The organism is Herpetosiphon geysericola (assembly GCF_001306135.1).
GTDB classification, from domain to species: domain Bacteria; phylum Chloroflexota; class Chloroflexia; order Chloroflexales; family Herpetosiphonaceae; genus Herpetosiphon; species Herpetosiphon geysericola.
The window spans coordinates 51,772-71,364 of the sequence record NZ_LGKP01000007.1 but is presented as its reverse complement, the minus strand read 5'-3'; the positions used below and the strand labels follow the sequence as shown (position 1 = coordinate 71,364).

20 protein-coding genes and 1 riboswitch are annotated in these 19,593 nt (G+C 53.2%); all 20 genes read left to right on the top strand.

Annotated features, from left to right (window positions below):
• Positions 1-16: 16 nt before the first annotated feature.
• Positions 17-3,169, top strand: coding sequence for a BTAD domain-containing putative transcriptional regulator (locus SE18_RS03240; RefSeq protein WP_054532984.1), 3,153 nt, complete (start codon positions 17-19; stop codon positions 3,167-3,169).
• Positions 3,170-3,375: 206 nt separating this feature from the next.
• Positions 3,376-3,564: a thiocillin family RiPP gene (locus SE18_RS03235; protein ID WP_054532982.1), complete on the top strand. Its 189-nt coding sequence runs from the start codon at positions 3,376-3,378 to the stop codon at positions 3,562-3,564.
• 38 nt (positions 3,565-3,602) lie between these two features.
• Positions 3,603-3,791, top strand: a complete 189-nt coding sequence (locus SE18_RS03230) for a thiocillin family RiPP (RefSeq protein WP_054532983.1) — start codon at positions 3,603-3,605, stop codon at positions 3,789-3,791.
• A 38-nt stretch (positions 3,792-3,829) separates the two neighbouring features.
• Entirely contained in the window at positions 3,830-4,018 is a 189-nt protein-coding gene (locus SE18_RS03225) for a thiocillin family RiPP (protein ID WP_054532983.1), read from the top strand.
• A gap of 38 nt (positions 4,019-4,056) precedes the next feature.
• On the top strand, positions 4,057-4,245 hold the full coding sequence (locus SE18_RS03220) for a thiocillin family RiPP (RefSeq protein WP_054532983.1): 189 nt from the start codon (positions 4,057-4,059) through the stop codon (positions 4,243-4,245).
• 38 nt (positions 4,246-4,283) lie between these two features.
• On the top strand, positions 4,284-4,472 hold the full coding sequence (locus SE18_RS03215; RefSeq protein WP_054532983.1) for a thiocillin family RiPP: 189 nt from the start codon (positions 4,284-4,286) through the stop codon (positions 4,470-4,472).
• 37 nt (positions 4,473-4,509) lie between these two features.
• Complete coding sequence (locus SE18_RS03210; RefSeq protein WP_054532982.1) at positions 4,510-4,698, top strand: thiocillin family RiPP; 189 nt, start codon at positions 4,510-4,512, stop codon at positions 4,696-4,698.
• A gap of 37 nt (positions 4,699-4,735) precedes the next feature.
• Positions 4,736-4,924 (top strand): thiocillin family RiPP, encoded by a 189-nt coding sequence (locus SE18_RS03205; protein ID WP_054532982.1) that lies wholly within the window; start codon positions 4,736-4,738, stop codon positions 4,922-4,924.
• A 150-nt stretch (positions 4,925-5,074) separates the two neighbouring features.
• Positions 5,075-5,596: a hypothetical protein gene (locus SE18_RS03200; RefSeq protein ID WP_054532981.1), complete on the top strand. Its 522-nt coding sequence runs from the start codon at positions 5,075-5,077 to the stop codon at positions 5,594-5,596.
• A gap of 12 nt (positions 5,597-5,608) precedes the next feature.
• The gene (locus SE18_RS03195; protein ID WP_054532980.1) at positions 5,609-6,922 is read left to right on the top strand and encodes a YcaO-like family protein; all 1,314 of its coding nucleotides are present in this window, start codon (positions 5,609-5,611) and stop codon (positions 6,920-6,922) included.
• 17 nt (positions 6,923-6,939) lie between these two features.
• The gene (locus SE18_RS03190) at positions 6,940-7,758 is read left to right on the top strand and encodes a TOMM precursor leader peptide-binding protein (RefSeq protein ID WP_054532979.1); all 819 of its coding nucleotides are present in this window, start codon (positions 6,940-6,942) and stop codon (positions 7,756-7,758) included.
• Entirely contained in the window at positions 7,755-9,587 is a 1,833-nt protein-coding gene (locus SE18_RS03185) for a nitroreductase family protein (RefSeq protein ID WP_054532978.1), read from the top strand. Before SE18_RS03190 ends, SE18_RS03185 begins: the two co-directional genes overlap by 4 nt.
• The gene (locus tag SE18_RS03180) at positions 9,584-10,306 is read left to right on the top strand and encodes a nitroreductase family protein (protein WP_054532977.1); all 723 of its coding nucleotides are present in this window, start codon (positions 9,584-9,586) and stop codon (positions 10,304-10,306) included. Before SE18_RS03185 ends, SE18_RS03180 begins: the two co-directional genes overlap by 4 nt.
• Positions 10,299-11,495 carry a M50 family metallopeptidase gene (locus tag SE18_RS03175; RefSeq protein ID WP_054532976.1) on the top strand — a complete coding sequence of 399 codons (1,197 nt, stop codon included), beginning with the start codon at positions 10,299-10,301 and terminating at the stop codon, positions 11,493-11,495. Before SE18_RS03180 ends, SE18_RS03175 begins: the two co-directional genes overlap by 8 nt.
• Positions 11,496-11,506: 11 nt before the next feature.
• Entirely contained in the window at positions 11,507-14,197 is a 2,691-nt protein-coding gene (locus SE18_RS03170) for a lantibiotic dehydratase (protein WP_054532975.1), read from the top strand.
• Complete coding sequence (locus SE18_RS03165) at positions 14,194-15,192, top strand: lantibiotic dehydratase C-terminal domain-containing protein (RefSeq protein WP_054532974.1); 999 nt, start codon at positions 14,194-14,196, stop codon at positions 15,190-15,192. The genes SE18_RS03170 and SE18_RS03165 overlap by 4 nt, the downstream gene beginning before the upstream one ends.
• A gap of 24 nt (positions 15,193-15,216) precedes the next feature.
• Positions 15,217-16,239: a lantibiotic dehydratase C-terminal domain-containing protein gene (locus SE18_RS03160; protein ID WP_054532973.1), complete on the top strand. Its 1,023-nt coding sequence runs from the start codon at positions 15,217-15,219 to the stop codon at positions 16,237-16,239.
• 96 nt (positions 16,240-16,335) lie between these two features.
• A complete protein-coding gene (locus SE18_RS03155) occupies positions 16,336-17,106 on the top strand; it encodes an ABC transporter ATP-binding protein (RefSeq protein WP_054532972.1) in 771 nt (256 codons plus the stop codon).
• A 22-nt stretch (positions 17,107-17,128) separates the two neighbouring features.
• On the top strand, positions 17,129-17,839 hold the full coding sequence (locus SE18_RS03150; RefSeq protein ID WP_054532971.1) for an ABC transporter permease: 711 nt from the start codon (positions 17,129-17,131) through the stop codon (positions 17,837-17,839).
• Positions 17,840-17,992: 153 nt separating this feature from the next.
• Positions 17,993-18,100, top strand: a riboswitch (SAM riboswitch).
• A gap of 150 nt (positions 18,101-18,250) precedes the next feature.
• A complete protein-coding gene (locus tag SE18_RS03145; protein WP_054532970.1) occupies positions 18,251-19,531 on the top strand; it encodes a homocysteine synthase in 1,281 nt (426 codons plus the stop codon).
• Positions 19,532-19,593: the final 62 nt, after the last annotated feature.

The following is a 19,593-nucleotide window of genomic DNA, read 5'->3' as shown; positions in this document are numbered from 1 at the left end:
TGCTACACTGGCAATTGTGCAGCATAGATTTGATTATCCGCAACTGAATGACGATTTGATCGACCGCCCACGCCTTCAAGCCCAATTGGAGGCGTGTTGGACATGCCGCTTGACGGTGGTTGTGGCGGCGGCTGGCTATGGCAAAACCACAATTCTGGCCCAGTGGATGCAGCAAACGCTTGGCGGCGATTGTTTGTGGTATGGCTTGAATAGCCCAACCGAGGCCGAACAACTTCAGCGCCTGCTGATTAATCTGACCACAAGCCGTTTTCCGCTGATTAAGCCCATTAATAGCTTGGCCGATTTGTTTGATTGTTGGGCAACCTTGGCGCCGCGGCGCATTGCTTTGGTGCTTGATGATTGCCAACAGTTGCAGGCCAGCGCTTGGCAGCTGTTGCAAGAAGTGCTGCGTTTTGCGCCAACCAACGTGCATCTGGTGATAAGTAGCCGCCAATTGCCGCAGCTTGATTGGGCTAGTTTGGCGGCGCGTGGCCAATATCGTCAACTCAATGCCGCTGAGCTGCGCTTGAGTGCTGCTGAAATTGCTCAACTCTTGCCCAGCCAAAACCCGAGCCAACGTGAGGCTGCTTGGCAGGCAACCAATGGCTGGCCTGCTGGTTTGCGCTTGTGGCGAGCGCTACCACATAGCTATCAAGGCACGATTGGCGCTTTTTTGGCCCAAGATGTTTTAGCCCAATTGCCCGCTGCTGTGCGCCGAACTGCCCAATTTGCTGCTCAGTTGCCATTTTTCAATCAAGCAGTGCTAACAGCGATGGCCGCGCCTGATCCGGCCAGTATTTGGCAATACAACCTGTTTGTTGTGCCCGACCACGACGATTGGTGGCGCTTTGAGCCGTTTTGGCTGGAGGTTGTGCGCCAAGAGCCGTTGGCCGAAGTCGAGCAATTGTTGACTCAAGCGGCAATTTGGTTTGATCAGCAGGGGCATTATGAAGCTGCGCTCGATCTCTGGTGTCGCTTGGGCCAATGGTCAAAGGTTGTTGCGCGACTTAAACAGGCTGGCTTGACGTTGTTGGCGCAGCAGCAGCCAGTCTTGCACTGGTTGCAACAATTGCCAGCCAACGAGCGCCAAAGTGGCGAATTATTGCATCTGCATGGCTTGGCCTTGCGCGAACACGATCCGGTGTTGGCGGCCCAAACGTTGGCCTTGGCGGCCCAAGCCTATCGGGCTGAACAACGCTACGCCGAGGCCTTTCAGGTGGTTGGCGAACAATGCTTAATCTATTTTTGGCAGGGCGATGAGCAAGCGCTATTTGCCGCTGCCCGCGAAAGTTTTAGCCTCAAAAGTTTTGTTTGGTATCGCCAACGGCGTGATTTATTGAAATTTCCCTTGTTGCTGTTTCAGATCAAGCGTGGGCGCTATCTCAAGGCCTTGGCGACGGCCCAAAGTTTGGCCCACAGTGAATTGCCCTTCTTTTGGCGATGGGTGGCTGCTTGCGTGGTCGGTGGCTTGTATACGATTTTGACCTTGCCGAATGAAGGTATTCAATGGATCGAAGCTTGGTTGCAACACCCACAAGTGCAGGCCGAGCCAGCCATGCGCATGAGTTTGTTGGATCTCTTGGCAACCTGTTTGATGAGCCGCTCGACGCCTGAAGATCGCTTGCTCGCCCAAGATTTGGCTGATCAGGCCAGTCTGCTGAGTGAGCGCTATGGCGTGCGTTTGACCCGTTTGCAAACACGCGGAACCAAGCTTGGGCTTGCCTTGCTAGAGTCCGATCGGCCAACGACTGAGCGTTTGATTCAACAATTATTGCAGCCAAGCGATGAGCCATTGCCCTCGATTATGCGTCATCGGTTGTTGGCCTTGCGTGCGTTTGCATGGGCCAGTTTGGGCGAAGTTAAGCTGGCGCAGCACGATGCAACCAGCAGCGAGCGCGGCCTGATTCGCGATGATGCGTTGTATGGCGCTGATCCGCGCATGTGGTTGATGTTGGCTCAAGCATGGTTTTGCTGTGGCGAATATCGCCGCGCGTTGGCGGCCTTGGATCGTGCCAAGCCCATGATTGAGGCAGCTCAATCGCCAATTTTGCGCTTGCGCGCTGGCCTCGTGCAGCTTGCTAGCCGTTGGCAATTGCAGCCAAGCCCACAGTTAATTGGCGAAGCCACCATAATTTGGCGTGATTATTTGACTGATGGCGATCGCCATATGAATGCCACGCCCTTGATTTTGACCACGTTGTTGGTTGAATTGGGCTTACGCACGGGGATTGCGCCCCAGCGAATTGCCCAATTCTTAGCTGAGCGTGATCGCGCTGCTATAGAAGCCATCTGCTGGAAATTATATGCCGAGTTGCCTGCGCAACAAAGCATGATGTTGCAACTTTTGGGCTTGTATGGGTCGGCTGCAAGCATTGAACGCTTGTTGGAGGTGGTTAAACAAGCTTCAACCCAACAGCGCAAAATCGCCCAACAAAGCCTGACCAGCATTCGCCAACGCCCAGCCTATTCGCTTAAGATTCAGCTTTTTGGCAGTTTACAGCTCTGGCGTGGCGCAGAGTTGGTTGATGCTAGTGCGTGGGCACGCGAAAAGGCGCGCCAATTATTGGCGTTGTTGCTGCTGCAACGCCCGCGAATTATTAGCCGCGAAGCGGTGATTGAGCAGCTTTGGCCTGAGCTTGAGCATCAAGCAGCAGATGGAGCCTTGCGCGTAACCCTCAATGCCTTGCTCCATGTGCTGGAGCCAGAACGCAGCGGCGGCGCTAATTCGGCCTTTATTTTGAGTGAAGCTGCTGGTTTGCGCCTCAATCCGCAGGCCAGCATTACCACCGATTATGCCCAATTTCAGAGTTTGCTGCAAACTGCGGCCCAGCATCGCCAGCAAGGAGCCATGCCCGCCGCCTTGCATGCCTATCAAAGCGCCTTGGCAATCTATCAGGATGATTTGCTGAGCGATCTTGCCTACGCAGAATGGGTGCTTGATTGGCGCGAGCAAGCCTTAACTCAATTTGTCAACGCAACCAGCGAGTATCTGGAATTATTGCTGGCCTATGGCCCAACCGCCGAGGCCATCCCCTACGCAGAACGCTTATTGAGCTACGACCCGTATCACGAGCCAACCTACCAACGTTTAATCGACATCTACCTCATGTTGGGCAATGGTAGCGCTGCTGAGCGCATTCGTAAACGCCTCGAACGGATTTTGCTATAACATTTTAATTCAAGCAAGCTGAATTTAATATTTTTTTATGCTGAGCGATAGCCGATATATCGCTCTTATATCGGTTTAACTATCGTTGGCCAGATAGTTTGGGCCATTGCGTTGTGGTGTAATAGCCCTGTCAACAACGAGGTGCGCACCCAACGCTGACAAACACTGAAAACCACCAGAGCTTAGCCCAATAGGAGCACCACCCCATGGCAGATGTAAAAAATTTGATCGACGCTGAAGTGACCGCCGACGAAACCGAATTGTTTGCCGATGAACTGGAAGAGCATGTAACCAACGTCGCCGCTGCCTGTATCTCATCGCTGGGTTCGATCAGCACCTCCGGCTCGCTCTGTACCGTCAGCACCTTCTGCACCGCCGCTGCCGAAGTTCAATAGTTTTGAATCGCCAAATCTAGCTTGTGAGGATTGCCGCAATGTCAGATATCAAAAACTTGATCGACGCTGAAGTGACCGCCGACGAAACCGAATTGTTTGCCGATGAACTGGAAGAGCATGTAACCAACGTCGCCGCTGCCTGTATCTCATCGCTGGGTTCGATCAGCACCTCCGGCTCGCTCTGTACCGTCAGCACCTTCTGCACCGCCGCTGCCGAAGTTCAATAGTTTTGAATCGCCAAATCTAGCTTGTGAGGATTGCCGCAATGTCAGATATCAAAAACTTGATCGACGCCGAAGTGACCGCCGATGAAACCGAATTGTTTGCCGATGAACTGGAAGAGCATGTAACTAACGTCGCTGCTGCTTGTATCTCATCGCTGGGTTCCATCAGTACCTCCGGCTCGCTCTGTACCGTCAGCACCTTCTGCACCGCCGCCGCCGAAGTTCAATAGTTCTGAATCGCCAAATCTAGCTTGTGAGGATTGCCGCAATGTCAGATATCAAAAACTTGATCGATGCCGAAGTGACCGCCGATGAAACCGAATTGTTTGCTGATGAACTGGAAGAGCATGTAACCAACGTCGCTGCTGCCTGTATCTCATCGCTGGGTTCGATCAGCACCTCCGGCTCGCTCTGTACCGTCAGCACCTTCTGCACCGCTGCCGCCGAAGTTCAATAGTTCTGAATCGCCAAATCTAGCTTGTGAGGATTGCCGCAATGTCAGATATCAAAAACTTGATCGATGCCGAAGTGACCGCCGATGAAACCGAATTGTTTGCTGATGAATTGGAAGAGCATGTAACCAACGTGGCTGCTGCTTGTATCTCATCGCTGGGTTCAATCAGCACCTCCGGCTCGCTCTGTACCGTCAGCACCTTCTGTACCGCCGCCGCCGAAGTTCAATAAGCCTGGCTCTCTTAGCTAAATTGTGAGGATTACACCCATGGCAGACGTAAAAAACTTGATCGACGCCGAAGTGACCGCCGACGAAACCGAATTGTTTGCTGATGAATTGGAAGAGCATGTAACCAACGTGGCTGCTGCTTGTATCTCATCGCTGGGTTCGATCAGCACCTCCGGCTCGCTCTGCACCGTCAGCACCTTCTGTACCGCCGCCGCCGAAGTTCAATAAGCCTGGCTCTCTTAGCTAAATTGTGAGGATTACACCCATGGCAGACGTAAAAAACTTGATCGACGCCGAAGTGACCGCCGACGAAACCGAATTGTTTGCTGATGAATTGGAAGAGCATGTAACCAACGTCGCTGCTGCTTGTATCTCATCGCTGGGTTCAATCAGCACCTCCGGCTCGCTCTGTACCGTCAGCACCTTCTGCACGGCAGCAGCTGAAGTTCAATAGTGTGGTGTAAGGGGGCCAGGCAGCAGAAATCTGCTTCTGCTGCTTGCACCTTCCCAAAGCAATATCTCAATGGTGGAAGTATGACTATTCAGCACAGGCTCCGGCTACCGCAAGGGTCTGGGGCCTTGACTGATTAAATGGAGTATGACGATGGATGGATTTTTGCCCGCGAATGCTTCGACCTCAAACGCAGCGCTCTTTGAACAACTCGCCGACCTAGGCGTGAGCTTCAACCACAACGCTGCGACCCAACGCCCAGCAAGCTGGTTATGGATCAGCGGCAACCAGGCTGAGGACGTTGATCGCCTACGCTCGTTCGTCGCCACAACTCCATTGCCGGTGGTCGTGCTTCAGCCATTTGCACGTAGCTTGCGGATTGGGCCATTGTTTGGCGCTGATGATTATTGCTGCGTTGATTGTTTTCAACGCTATACCGCACTTTTTCCAATTCCTGCGCCGAGCGATTATCTGTTGGCGCTGCCAGCTTGGAAAACCGCTGCTCGTTGGCTTAACGCCCAGTTAGCCCAACTTGCCGCTCGCATTTTACTGATTCGGGCTGATGGCAGCAGCCAATTAGGCCGCTTGCCCCGCGACCCGCTGTGCTTGCGCTGTTCATCGTTTCGCAGCTACCCGATTGATTCGCTACAACAGCTGCATCAAGCATCTGCTTAACGGAGTGTACTCATGTCAAAGACATTTTTATCAATTGATGACATTTTGATCAGGGTTGCGCCGTTGGTGAATCCACGTACTGGCATCTTGGGCACTGCGACCGAATTGCCGCGCACGCCTGGCAATCCAGCGATTCCAGTCTTTAACACCAACGTGCATTGTGCCGAGCTTGCCATGAGCGAGCCACCAGCTGGCACTGGGGTATTTTTGGAACGCGAATGGGCCAAGGCAAAATCGTATTGTGAAGCCCTCGAACGCTATTGCAATGTCAAGCATGCCCATCAGAATTTTGAGGTGGCTACCCGCCAAGAGCTTGGTATCGAAGCCGTCGATTTAGAATTGTTTCCACGCTGCTCCGATGCTGAATATCGCAACCCCGCTAATCCTACAACGCCGCCGAGCAACCGCGAACGCATGCGCTGGGTCGAAGGCTACTCGTTGATTTCGGGCCAGCCGATGTATGTGCCTGCGATTGCGGTCTACGTTGGTATGCAGCCAGAATATGTTGGCGAAACCTTTACGACCTCGATTTCAACTGGCACGGCACTTGCCGCCAGCTACGAACAAGCGATTGTCACCGGCATTGGCGAGGCGATCGAACGCGATGCCTTGAGTATTGCCTGGTGGCAAAAATTGGCCTTGCCCCAAGTTGATTTGAGCGATGTGCAAGACCCAGCCTTCCAAGAACGCTTGAGTCGGGTGCAAGCCGCAAATATTCAGAGCTATTTTTTTGATGCAACGACCGATCTCGGGGTTGCAACGATGTATGCGGTGCAAGTTGCGCCCCATGGTCGCTTGCGCACAATGGTGATGTCGGCCACCCGCACCAATCCAGCTGCCTTGCCCAGCAAAGTGCTCGACGAATCGGCAGCCTCGCGGATTGGCATCGAGCATTCGTTGAGCCAGCCGTTGCCCTTCAATCCCAAGGATTATCGCAGCTTCATTCGCTTGAGCGATGGCGCTGCCTACTATGCAGATGCGGCAACCGCGCCAGCCTTTGATTTCTTATTTGAACAAACCAGCTGGCGCAGCCTCGACCAACTGCCACGGCTCGATCATCCCGATCCAGCGGTTGAAGCCAAACGCCTGATCGATATTTTTCGGCGGGCTGGGCTAGAGCTGATTGTGGTCGATTTGACTTTGCCAGCTTTGCGCGAAGTTGGTTTGTACACAGTCAAAGTGATTGCGCCGCAGCTGATGCCCTTCAGTTGTAACTATAATGCACGCTTTTTGGCAACGCCACGCTTGTATAGCGTGCCAGAGCGCATGGGCTACCCAGTTTTGGCCGAAGCCGATTTGAACCACTGGCCTCAGCCATTTGCCTAGTTTGAAAGGATTGCCCAATGGATCAGCTTTATTCAACACTTGTGGCAACCCATCAGCAATGGCTGTTTGCCCAAGGTTTGCACGAAATACGCTCGGCCCGCTTATTACTCGTGACCGATGCGGTAATGGCGCAAGCGCTGCTTGCCCGCTTGGGGCAACTGCCCTTGGCGCTGGTGACAGTCGCTGCCTTGTCGAGCGCCGATCATAGCCAAATTTCGCAGCAGATCCGCCAAATGACCAGCAGCTATCCGATTCAGCTTTTGGCACGACCTTTTGCGGCCAGTGGTTTGGGCTTGCTGCTCAGTCGCTATCACGCCGCAGCGCTGATCACGCAGCGGCCTTATCCAGCGCTGGCAGATGCACTCAATCAAGCCAGTTTGCGCGCAGCAACGCCATGGACTGCACTCAGTTTGTGGGGTGCGCAAATTAAGCTGGGGCCGACGATTTTGCCCGAGCACACCGCCTGTTATGCCTGCTATCAAGCTCGCTTGCGCTCGTGCGAAACCCGCAGCGACGTGTGGCAGGCCCGCGATGGCTTTTTGCGCCAACAGCAACAAGCGTTGTTTCAACCTTCAATCGCCGCGCTCACAAACTTGGCGGCGAGCTATGGCTTGGCCGAAATCGAGCGGCTGTTGCTTGGTCAACAACCACCCTTGGCGCTTGGCCGCGAAGTTCAATGGGACACCTTCAATCTTGGCATGAGCCGCAACCATGTCGAGCCATTTGAAAACTGCCCAGCCTGTGGCGGCCAGCAACATACAACCTGGATTGGCCGCGATCAGTTAGCCCAGGTTGTGGCCAACTTGGCCTTGCAAGCACGCGAGGTGGCGTTATGACCCAAGCATTTGATTTACACAGCCATTTGCAGAGCGATCCGCAGGTGCAAATGCCGACTCGCCCGCGCATCTCCGATGAAATTGCCCGGGTTTGGTACAACGAGCAATTGTTGTTGCTGCTGGGTGGGCCGCACGATGTGGTCTTGCGGGGCAAAGCGGTGCGCAATCTGCTGCCCCAATTATTGCCCTTGCTCAACGGCCTTAACAGCCGCGAAACAATTGGCGAACGTTTGGCCCAATTCAAACCGGCCACGATTGACGATACCTTGCAGCTGTTGCATGTGCAGGGCGTGCTCGAAGAAGGCCCGTTGCCAAGCAACACGCTTGAGCCGCATGTGGTGCGGGCTTTCAGCCAACAACTGGCCTTCTACAGCCGCTTTGTCGACCAAACCCGCATCTGTCGCAATCGCTATGAAGTGCTGCAACGCTTGCAATCAACGCCGTTGCTCTTGCTTGGCGGCGAGCGTTTGGTTGCGCCGTTGCTGCATCAATTGGCCCAGGCTGGCTTGGGGCGGGCAACCTGGTTGGCGAATGTTTCGCCAACCACCACCTACGCCCTGCCACATTTAGAATTAGAGCTGCAAGTATCAGCCGCCGATGGCTTGCTCGATGCAGTTGATCATTGGCTCGCTGAACATAACGATGGCCTGATTTGTTTGCTGACCAGCACTGCCCAAACTGAGTTGACCCAAGCCCTCAATCAACGGGCGATTCAGGCCCAAAGCCGCTTTACCCGCTTGTGGCTGCACCCGCAGCATATTGAACTTGGCCCAACTACCTTTGCTCATGAAGCTGGTTGTTATGCCTGCGCTGAACAGGTTGAGAACAACGCACCAGACTTGAGCGAGCCAAACGCACCTTTGAGCCTGAATGAACAATTGGCGCTGAGCCAAGCTAGCCTCGTGATTGGCAACCTGATCTCTGGCCTAAGCCCAATTGTTACTGGCGGCGTGCGCTATGTGCTCGACCCCGTTTCGTTGGAGTTTGTCGCCCAATCGGTGCATCGTTTGGTGCATTGTCCGGTATGTGGCCAACCCAATCTTGATGCGCCGCGCGATCTGTTGGTCGGCGCTGGTCATTTTGAAAATTTGCCCTTGTGGTATCACGCCAACACTGATGAACGCAGCTATGCGATTTTCCCCAAGGCCCATCAACAACATTATGCGCCGAAAAATGCGCTGGCGATTGTCAGTGGAGCCAAGGGCTACACCAATGTTCAACGCCATGCGCTGAGCCAATTGCAAGCCCAATGGCAACCAGATCCAGCGGTTGATATTAGCGCACAGCTGCCGCTTCAGGCTTCGATTGCGCCCTTGGCATGGTTGCTTGAGCAAGCGTTTGTACGCAAGCCCGCCAGCCAAACAATTGGCGCTGGCCAGCGTTTTGTGCCGTCGGGCGGCAATATGGCCTCGCAAACTGTCTATCTGCTCAATCATAAGCTCAGCGGGTTGGCGACAGGAATCTATCACCTCAACCAGCATGAAGCCACGCTCGAAGCGATTCGACCAAGTTTCAGCTGGGACGAAGTTGTCAAGGTTTTTCCCTCCGATCCATTAGATTCGCAAACTTTGGGTTTGTTGGTGCTGACGGCAGCAATTGGCCGCGTCGAAGCCAAATATGGGGCGAAATCCTATCGTTTGGCGCTCTACGATTGTGGCGCTGCTGCCCAGGCAGTTGAATTGTTGGCTGGCGCGGCAGGCTGGCAGGTCGAGCAAATTAGCGTCTTCTACGATCAAGAATTGCGCGACGTTCTTCAGGTCTATAGCCCAAGCGAAACCCCGTTGCTGGTGCTGCGGCTGGTTGGGCCCAATGCAGAGGTGCTGCAATGAGCGAACATTTCTTTGGCGCTGGCGTCAGTGCCAGCTCCTATATGCACGAATGGACGAGCCTGCAACGGGGCAACCCGCTGCCTGAATCAAGCCAAGCAACGAGCAATTGGTGGTACGATTTGTTTGAAACCAAGGCCAAAATTGGCCTGCCAACTGCCTATCCAAGCCAATTGAGCTATCAGCAATTGATCGATCAACGCCAAAGCCTGCGCGAGTATGCTGAGCGCCCGATCAATTTGGCCGATTTGGCAACCTTCTTGGAGCATGCCAGCCGCCCAATCAATTCAGCAACCAAACCATTGAGTTTGCTTGCGCCGCTGGTCTTGAAGTCGGACGATTTGGCGTTGGGCGGCTATGCCTACAATCCCAATGCTCATCAATTGGCCGTGCTGCGTACCGCCGATCCGCAGGAGCCATTGCAACGCTATTGCTTCCAGCGCGAGTTTTTGCAAGCGCCAGTGATTGTCTTAGTGCTTAGCTCGCTGCCCAACGCAATCAACCAAGCTGGCGATCGTGGTTATCGCCAGGCCTTGCTTGATGCAGGCGCCCAGTTGCAGCGTTTATACATTGCAGCGCAGCGCGTTGGCATGATTGGTTGCGCCACCGGTAGCTTAATTCAAGGACAACTCGCTCGTTGGCTGGGTTTTGATAGCTATCAAACTCACTGCCTAATCGGTTTTGCTGTTGGCTATCCCCACAAGGAGCAAACCCATGACTAACCCAGCCCTAACCTTAAACGACTTTGCTGCGCTTGAGGCCAGCCCAGAATATCGCCCGCAGGTTGTTGATGATGTTCACGTTTCGCCCTTCAGCCAGCAGCAAACCAACCAATATGTGGTTGGCCGCGCCGCCTCGTCGTCGTTTTTGCGCACCAATGTGATTGGCGTGCGGATTCTCGAATTGCTCAATGGCCAGCGCTCAATCGAGCAGCTCCAAACTGAGTTGCAGCAACGCTATAACATCAACGTGAGCCTCGAAAAGATTCGCCATTTTTGCGATTTATGTGCTCGCCATCGCTTGCTGGTGCATGAAACCTGGGCCAACACTACGCCCGATTCAGCTGATGCACCGCGTTTGGGTCGCCGCAGTGGCTTGTATTGGACGCTGATTCGCGGCGATGGGGTGATTGATCGAGTGGTTGCTTGGCGGCGCTGGTGGTGGAATCCGGCTACATGGTTGTTGATTGTTGGCTTATTAGGCGTTGGCTTGAGCTACATCATTGCCAAAGGCGTGATTTTGGTTTCGCCCTTGATGTTGGCCCACCCTGATGCCAACAAACAGCTGATTTTCTGGATCTTTGGCCTGTTTTTGCTTGAGATTGCAACCCACGAATTGGCTCACGCCGTGGCCTGCAAAATGGCGGGAGCCAAGCCAGCAGGCTTTGGTATGGGCTTGCTCTGGTGGTTTATTCCAATTTTCTTCACCGATACCAGCGATGTTTACCGCGTGCCAAGCAAATATAAGCGCGCTTCGGTGGCGGCAGCAGGCCCGTTGGTCGATGCCCTCTGGTTTGGCCTGATTGCCAGTGTGCTCTGGTTGCTGCCCAGCGATAGCTTGATCTATTCGATTGCTTTGGCCTACAGTGGCATTCCGGCCTTGCTCTTTCTGATCAATCTCAACCCCTTTGTTTCGCGCATGGATGGCTATTGGATTATGACCAATCTGCTGGAACAACCCAATTTGCGCCAACGCACGGTGCGCAATATTGTCAACAACGTTCGTGGTTGGTTTGGCCGGGCGCCGCTGATCGACCCGCTCAGCGAGCAACAAACTGGGCGCTGGCAATGGGCCTATAACCTGTATGCGCTGGTTTCATTAATCTGGACGATTTTCTTTGTCGTCAACCTCGGGCTGCATTTTGCCAGCTATGGCCTGACGATTGTGCGAATGTACGCCGCAGCGCTATAAGGAGCTTGGTCATGACTGATTTGTATCAATCAAGCATCGTGATCGCCGCTGAGCAAGTGGCTCGCCCAAGCTGGCAACCAGCATCGCCCGTATTGGTGCGCGTAGGCGGAACTAGCTACAACCAGCTGCACCAGCTCAAATTCGAACGCACAATCGCGCTTTTTCAAGCAATTTTGCGCCAACAACGCTGGCTCGATAACCATACCCAGGCGTTGGTTGATCTGCTCTATACATTAATTGGCACGACCCAAGGCCCGCTCAAAAGCAGTTTGGTGGCCCTGAAACGCGATATTTTCAATCGTCGCCTGCCTTTGCTCAGCGATGTTGCCAGCTTGCGCGGCTTCGAGCATCCCAGTTTGCGTGGCCAAGTCTTGCGCTTTCGCCGCAGTTTGCAGCAAGTACAACGGGCTTGGCGCGAAGCTCGTCGCACCTTCGAACAAGAATTACAAGCCAAACGCCGTTTGTTGCAACAAAGCTATGCCCAGCCTGCGTTTCAAAAGGCCGTGCAAGTGGCCAGCTCAACCTTGGCCAGCAGCTTGCCACGCTATATCAACGCCGATCCCAGCCAATTGCGCAGCCGCGAACGCAAAACCGAAGTCGGCGCCTACCAATATCTGATGCGCATGGCCAGCAAAACCAGTCCATTCAGCCATTTCGGCCCCTTGGTGCTTGGCTCGGCTGATGCTAATTTGGCCCAACCAATCGTGGTTGAAGGCCAAACGCCGCAAGCACGGGCGGTCAGCCAACTGCGGCGCTCAGCGGTTGGCGCAATTCGCAAAGCGCTCGTGCGCGTGCCAGCAATCAACGGCTACTTGCCGTTGCGCTTGAATCCTAGCAGCTTTGTTGATGGCGAGGATTTGGTGTTCTCACGCTTGCGCCAACAACTCGACGATCCCAATCAATTTTTTGCCTCGTGGCAACGCCGCGGCAAGCGTTCGGCTTTGCTCGATAGCGTGTTGGCCGCCTTTGGCGAGCAGCAGCAATGGGGCTACGCCGATTTGCTTGAGCTGCTGCAAACTCAGCATCCAGCGCTCAACCCCGCCAAATTGAGTCAAACCCTCAATCAATTAATCAGCAGCGGCTTGTTGTTTTACGATTTAGACTTGCCTTCAGATTATCAAGACCCGTTGTTGGCTTTGGCTGAGCAAGTAGCCCACATTCCTACTGCTGAGGCTGGCCAAGTGCGCGAACTGTTGCAAACCGTGGCTGAAGTAGCTCAAAATTATGCCCATGCTACGGTTGCCCAGCGCTGGCAGCTTGAGCAACAGCTGCGCCAAACCATCGATCAGATTCTGGCATTTGCTCCCAATGCGAATCAAACCAGCAGCCAACTCGGCCAGCTAATCGTCGAAGATGTGGTCTGGGATGATTTGGCCGTTCACTTAGGCCAGCCATTGCTCGCCAGCTTGGCCAGCGATTTGGCGCCGGTTTTGGAATGTGGCTTTCAGCGCGATGGCCGTGGCCCGTCGCAAAGTTGGCTGCTCGATATTTTTACCCATGCCTTTGGTGAAGGCGGCCAGACCGATGCCCTGTTGGGCTTTGCGCCAGAATACAATCGGCTTTCGTCCAACACAGCCGAGCTGCCGATGCCGCGAATTAGCGCGATTCAACAGCGCCAACGCCGCTATGGCCAATTTTTGAACCAAGCGCTTGATGCTGCACCTGAATCGCGTGAAGTTGTGCTTGATCCCGAGGTTTTTTGGCAGTTGGCTGCTGATTTTGGTCAACATAATCATTATGGCTCAACCAGCATTCAGTTTCAGGTCGCGGCTAGCAGCCAAGCAGCGCTTGAGCAAGGCGATTATTTGCTGGCCTTGAATTACACCTTGCCTGGCTTTGGGCGTTTTCTGACCCGCTACTTGAGCCTCTTGCCTGCGCCAAACTGGCAAACCTATGTTCAATCGGCGTGGCAACCATTGCAAGCGCAGGCCGTAAATGCCTTGCCCGCCGAAATCGTTTCGGTGCTCGAACATAATGCCCAAGTGCATGTGCCATTTACCGCGAACGTGATTGTGCCGCCCGACGAGCCAACCTACCGCACCCAAACGACGCAGCATGGCGTTGGCGATTTGCGCCTTGCCCACGATCCAGTTGCTGATCAATTACGAGTCTATAGCCGCGCCGCCGATGGCAGCCAACAAGAGCTTTTGCCGCTCTACATGGGCTTTTTACACATGGTTTCGTTGCCAATTTTGCAACGAGTGCTGGCCCAACTCAGCCCCAGTAGCTATCACATGGAGCAATTGCGCCCGCGCGAGCAAACTCTTGTTTCGCGCAAACACCCAGCAAATACAATCAGCCATACGCCTCGGCTGCGGATTGGCCGCTTGGTCTTGCAACGTGAAAGCTGGAATGTGCCAAGCGCCGCAATCCCGAGTAGCGTTGCTAACGACGAATTTCTGAGCTTTTTCAATTGGTATAGCTGGGCCGAACAAGCTGGCTTGCCAAGCGAAGTTTTTGTGCGCATCCAACGCCCACTCAGCAGTAAACATCTCAATATGTGGACGAACCATAAACCACTTGCGCTGGATTTTGAAAATTATTTCAGCATTCAGATGTTGCGCCATGTAATCGCCGATGATCAAGTGAGTTTGACCCTCGAAGAAATGTTGCCCAGCCCGCAGCAGCAGTGGTTTGACCTCGATCAACAACCATATGTGATTGAATTTCAGGTTGAGTTCAATCGGGGAGGTGGCCAATGAGTTTCGCCGTGCTGAATGGCAAAATTTACTACAGCCCAGAGCGAGTCGACGAGCCATATGATCCACGGGCTGATCGTTTGCTGGCCGAAGCGTGGACGCCGCTGTTCGATCAATTGCGCGAACAGATTGAGTTTATTACGTGGTTGCGCTTTTCTGAAGGCGGCTACCAGCTGCGAATCGCCTGTTTTGCCGATGAGCAGGTTTTGCGCGATTTTGCGGTTCCCTTGATTCGCGAACGCTTTGCTGCTTATTTCGCCCAAAACCCTGATCTGTGTGGCGCTGCCCAGCCGCTTTCGGCCCAAGCTGCGATTCTCAATCGCAAATTGGGGCTTGATACTGATGTGAGTGCCTTGGCCCAACCTGGTTCGGTTGAGTTGGAAATTAGCCACGACTTGGCAATTGGCCGTGATCACGATTCGCTCGAAGATTTGCGCCATTACTATGCCTTGCAAACAGCGATTGCTCGCAGCACGCTCGATGTGATTCCGCATACGACTGATTTGGTGACCCGCAAAATCTTCAGCCGCATCTTTTTGGATGAGCTGTTGCATGCTGGGTTTTTGCAAAGTATCGAAATTAGCCGCTTGCTCGAACGCTTGCGCCAAACGTGGGTCGATTATTTCGAGTTTCCTGGCGAGTTTATTCAACAATCCGATGCCTTGGTAGCCCAATCGCTGGAGCGCAATTGGCGTTTTCATCAACGGCCTTTGGCTGAGCGCTTAAGTTTATTGCCCGAAGCATTGCATGGCGTTGTGCAAGCTGGTTTGGAGGGTTTGCGCCGCTATGCTGGCCCGGTGATCAAACGTGATCAACAGCAAGAATTGGCCTTTTCGAGCTATGCAGCGCTTTCAGCCTTGTTTCACCTAACCCACAATCGCCTGAGCATTAGCATCGCCGAGGAAGCCCATTTGTGTAGCCTGTTGCTTTCGCTTGAGCGCCAGCGCCAACAACAGCCCGAGCAAACGTTGCAACAACTGCTGGTCAATCAATATTGATTTTGCGCTGAAAAGAGGAATCCGATGCAGAATTCAAGCCAATGGCACTATCGCCAAGTATTTTTACAGCCACCAAACACCCCAACCCCAACCAAGCCTGATCTGCGCCAGGTCTGCGACCAAATGCTGATCGATTGGGAACGAACCTTTGGCGAGCAAGGCAGTTTGCGCCCGCATATCGATCGCTGGTTTTTTATTCGCTACGGCGAGGGCGGCTACCATGTTCGTTTGCGCTACCAAAGCCCGCCCGAAAACCGCGCAGCCACGATCGATCCCTTGCTCGATGCAGAGCTGTTGCGCTTTTTCCAAGATCATGCGGCGACGGTTGGTTTGCAGCACCCGCCGCAAGCAATTGATGAACTATATGCGGCGGGCTATCTGCGCGATTTGACCTACGAACCAGAGTATGCCAAATATGCTGGCAAGCTGGGCATGGCCTTGGCCGAGCAACATTTTGCCTATTCCAGCACAATTTGCCTGCGGGTCTTGCAGGCTAGTGCCAATAGCGGCGTGGCACGCTCGTTTTGGGTGCTCGAATTGGTCCATGATCTACTGGAGCAATTGAGCCCTGATCCTTATGTGCAAGCCTTGATTGTGCGCAGCTACCTCGATTATTGGATTGCCCAAGTGGTTGGTGATCGGGCTGCATTTCTGCGTGGCTTGGAACAGCATTTTGAGCGTCAAGCTCCGGCAATTCGCCAGCGTTTGGGCAGTTTACGCCATAATAATAAGTATTCGTTGTTTGCCGATTGGCGCACGCATTTGCACAACCATTTTGCTGATTTGCAAGCTGCTGAAGCCAACCAGCACTTGCAATCGAGCGTGATCGAGCATTTCCAGCGCTATCAGGCCCAATTGCCAACAGTTGTGGCCCAATCTCCACTAACTGGCTTGCTGTTTGTGCCCAATTATCTGCATTTGGTGCAAAATCGTTTGGGCCTGAGCATTATGCAAGAGCTACAATTGCTGTATATGTTGTATCGCGTACTGCTTGCTGAGCTGCCTGCCGAGCCAATCAGCGTGCCCTTGATTTTAGAGCCACGCTAGGACTTGTATCGCTTTTGGTATCGCTGAGCCTCTCGTTTTGCGGGAGGCTAAATTGTTTAATGGAGCCAGCAAAAACCCACATTCAAGGAGGAAGCTATGGCTCCAGTATTGGTTGTCGAACAGCTACAAAAACACTATGGCAAGCATAAAGCAGTCAAAGATGTGTCCTTTAGTGTCGAGGCTGGTGAGATTTTTGGGATTGTTGGACCCAACGGGGCGGGCAAAACCTCATCGGTGGAATGCATTATTGGCCTCCGCCCCGCTACGTCTGGCAGAATTCAGATTTTGGGCCGCGATTTGCAGCAGCATGGCCAGTATATTCGCAGCAAAATTGGCGTTCAACTGCAACAAGCGACCTTGCCCGATCGGCTGACGGTTGCTGAAGCCTTGCAATTGTTTGGCTCGTTTTATCCGCAAGCGCGGCCTTGGCAAAAAGTGCTCGAAGAATGGGGCTTGGCTGAGCAAGCCAAAACCGCCTTTGCCAATCTTTCTGGCGGCCAAAAACAACGCTTATTTATTGCCCTCAGCCTCATTCACGACCCAGAAATTGTGTTTCTCGATGAATTGACCACTGGCCTTGATCCCCAGGCGCGGCGGATTACCTGGAACTTAATTCAAGATGTGCGCAAGCGTGGCAAAACTGTGGTGCTCGTGACCCACTTTATGGAAGAAGTTGAGCGGTTGTGCGACCGGATTGCAGTCATCGATCAAGGCACCGTGATTGCGCTGGATACGCCAGATCGCATGATTGCGGCCTATCAACACGATTTGCGCCAACAGCCAGTGCCGAGCCGCGATTTACCGCACCCAGAACGAGTGACCTTTGAAGATGTCTTTCTGCGCTTGATCGGCCAGCCCGCCCATTAATTGCACTTATTCAGGAGGAAGTATGCACGCTTTTTGGCAAATTGTACGCACTGAATTGCGCTTGATGGGGCGTGATCTGACCAACCTTGGTTTTATTGTCTTTTTTCCGGCCTTGATGGCCTTGATTTTGGGCTTGCAAATGCCCTCCGGCCCGAGCCAAACCGCCAATGCCTTGATGATGTTGGCCTTTGGCCCGATGATCTTCGGCATTATGGCTTTTCCAATGAGCTTGGTTAATTATCGTGAGCGTGGCATGTTGCGGCGCTTGCAAATTACCCCGATCTCGCCAATGCGCTATTTATTGGCCCAAGCCTTGGTTGGCTTATTATTGGTACTCTTGGGCGGGATGGTGGTGTTAGTGCTCAGCATTCTGGTGCTGAAATTGCCCTTGCCTGCTAATTGGCTTGGCTTAGCTATCAGCTTTCTGGCGGGAGCAATTGCCTTTTCGGCGCTGGGAGCTTTGCTTGGCAGTCGCATTCGCAACACTCGCAGCATTCAAGTGATTAGCATTTTGGTTTTTGGTGCAATGGCGGTGGTGCTGGTTTCGAGCAATACTGGCAAATCAGGCCTGTTGCAACAACTTGGATCATGGGTTCCAGCCCGCCATTTGGTGCAATTGCTCGAAGCAAATTGGCTTGGATTAAGTTTCAATATTTGGCCAAGCTTGGCAGTATTGGCGCTCTTGACCATCGTAAGCCTTGGCTCGGCAGCCAAACTCTTTCGCTGGGAATAGAGCATTAGAAAGCTATAAAACCACCATGAGAATTTGAATTCTTGTGGTGGTTTTTGATTGTTGAGCAAGATTGTTAAGTAACTTGAAATTGATTCTTGACAATTCTGTTTAACTATGTTATAAATAGCGCATACAAATAAATATCACTTGCGTAACTCATCCAGAGGGGTGGAGGGATCGGCCCTATGAAACCCCGGCAACCGCGAGCAGCAATGTTCGGTCTGGTGCTAATTCCGACAGAATGATTCTGGGAGATGAGGGGCGGCGCACAAACCTATCTTTCGATGGTTACTAACAGCCTCTCATCACCTGATGAGAGGTTTTTTGTTCATAGGCGATGTCGCCTGGGGTCGCAATGGCGCGAATCGGAACAACCGTAGCATTGAAGATTATCTACAAGGAGTCCTGATCATGGCAGACGAAGTGCAATTCACCCGATTCGAAACCTTAGCGCTCCACGGTGGTCAAAAGCCAGATCCAACCACTGGTTCGCGGGCTGTGCCAATTTACCAAACCACCTCGTATGCCTTTCGCGATACCGAGCATGCTGCGGCGCTGTTCTCATTGGCCGAGCCTGGCAACATCTATAGCCGGATTATGAACCCAACCAACGATGTGTTCGAGCAACGCATCGCTTTGCTCGAAGGTGGGATTGGCGCTTTGGCCGTAGCATCGGGCCAAGCAGCAGAAACCTTCGCCATTTTGAATGTGGCTGAAGCTGGCGATAACATTGTTTCAGCAACCAACTTGTATGGTGGCACCTACAACTTGTTGCACCACACCTTGCCACGTTGGGGTGTAGAAACCCGCTTCGTCGATGCAACCGATCCAGAAAACTTCCGCGCTGCGGTTGACGAACGCACCAAAGCTTTCTACTTGGAAAGCATTGGTAATCCAAAGTTGCAAATTCCCGATTTTGAAAAGATTGCCCAAATTGCCCATGAAGTTGGCGTGCCATTGATTGTTGATAACACCGCTGCAACCCCATTCTTGTTGCGGCCAATCGAGCACGGCGCAGATATCGTGGTGCACTCGGCAACCAAATTTATTGGTGGTCATGGCACGACGATTGGTGGGGTGATTGTTGATGCAGGCAAGTTCGATTGGGCTGCTAGCGGACGCTTTACCCAATACACCACGCCTGATCAATCGTATCACGGCTTGCGTTTTGCCGATTTGGGCGCGCCAGCCTTCATTCTCAAAGCTCGGGTCCAATTGCTGCGCGACTTTGGCGCATGTCTCAGCCCATTCAACTCGTTCTTGCTGTTGCAAGGCTTAGAAACCCTGCACCTACGCTTGGAGCGCCACGTCCAAAATACCGCAGCTGTGGCCAAGTTCTTGAGCGAACATAAGAACGTCGAATGGGTCAACTACCCAGGTTTGCCCGGCCACCCATCATACGAATTGGCCCAAAAATACCTGCCCAAGGGTGCTGGGGCCTTGATTGGCTTCGGGGTCAAGGGTGGTTTGGAAGCTGGCCGCCGCTTTATCGACAAGTTGCAACTGTTCTCGCACTTGGCAAACATTGGCGATTCGAAGTCGTTGGCGATTCACCCAGCTACCACGACGCACCAACAATTGACCGACGAAGAACGCTTGGCAACTGGGGTGACCGCCGATTACGTCCGCTTGTCAGTGGGTACTGAAGCCATCGACGATATTCTCGCCGATTTGGAACAAGCCCTTGCTTAATCGCTCGATCCAGCAGTGAGAGTGTGTTGAACTGCTGCATGCCAGGGAGTTGCGACCCTAAC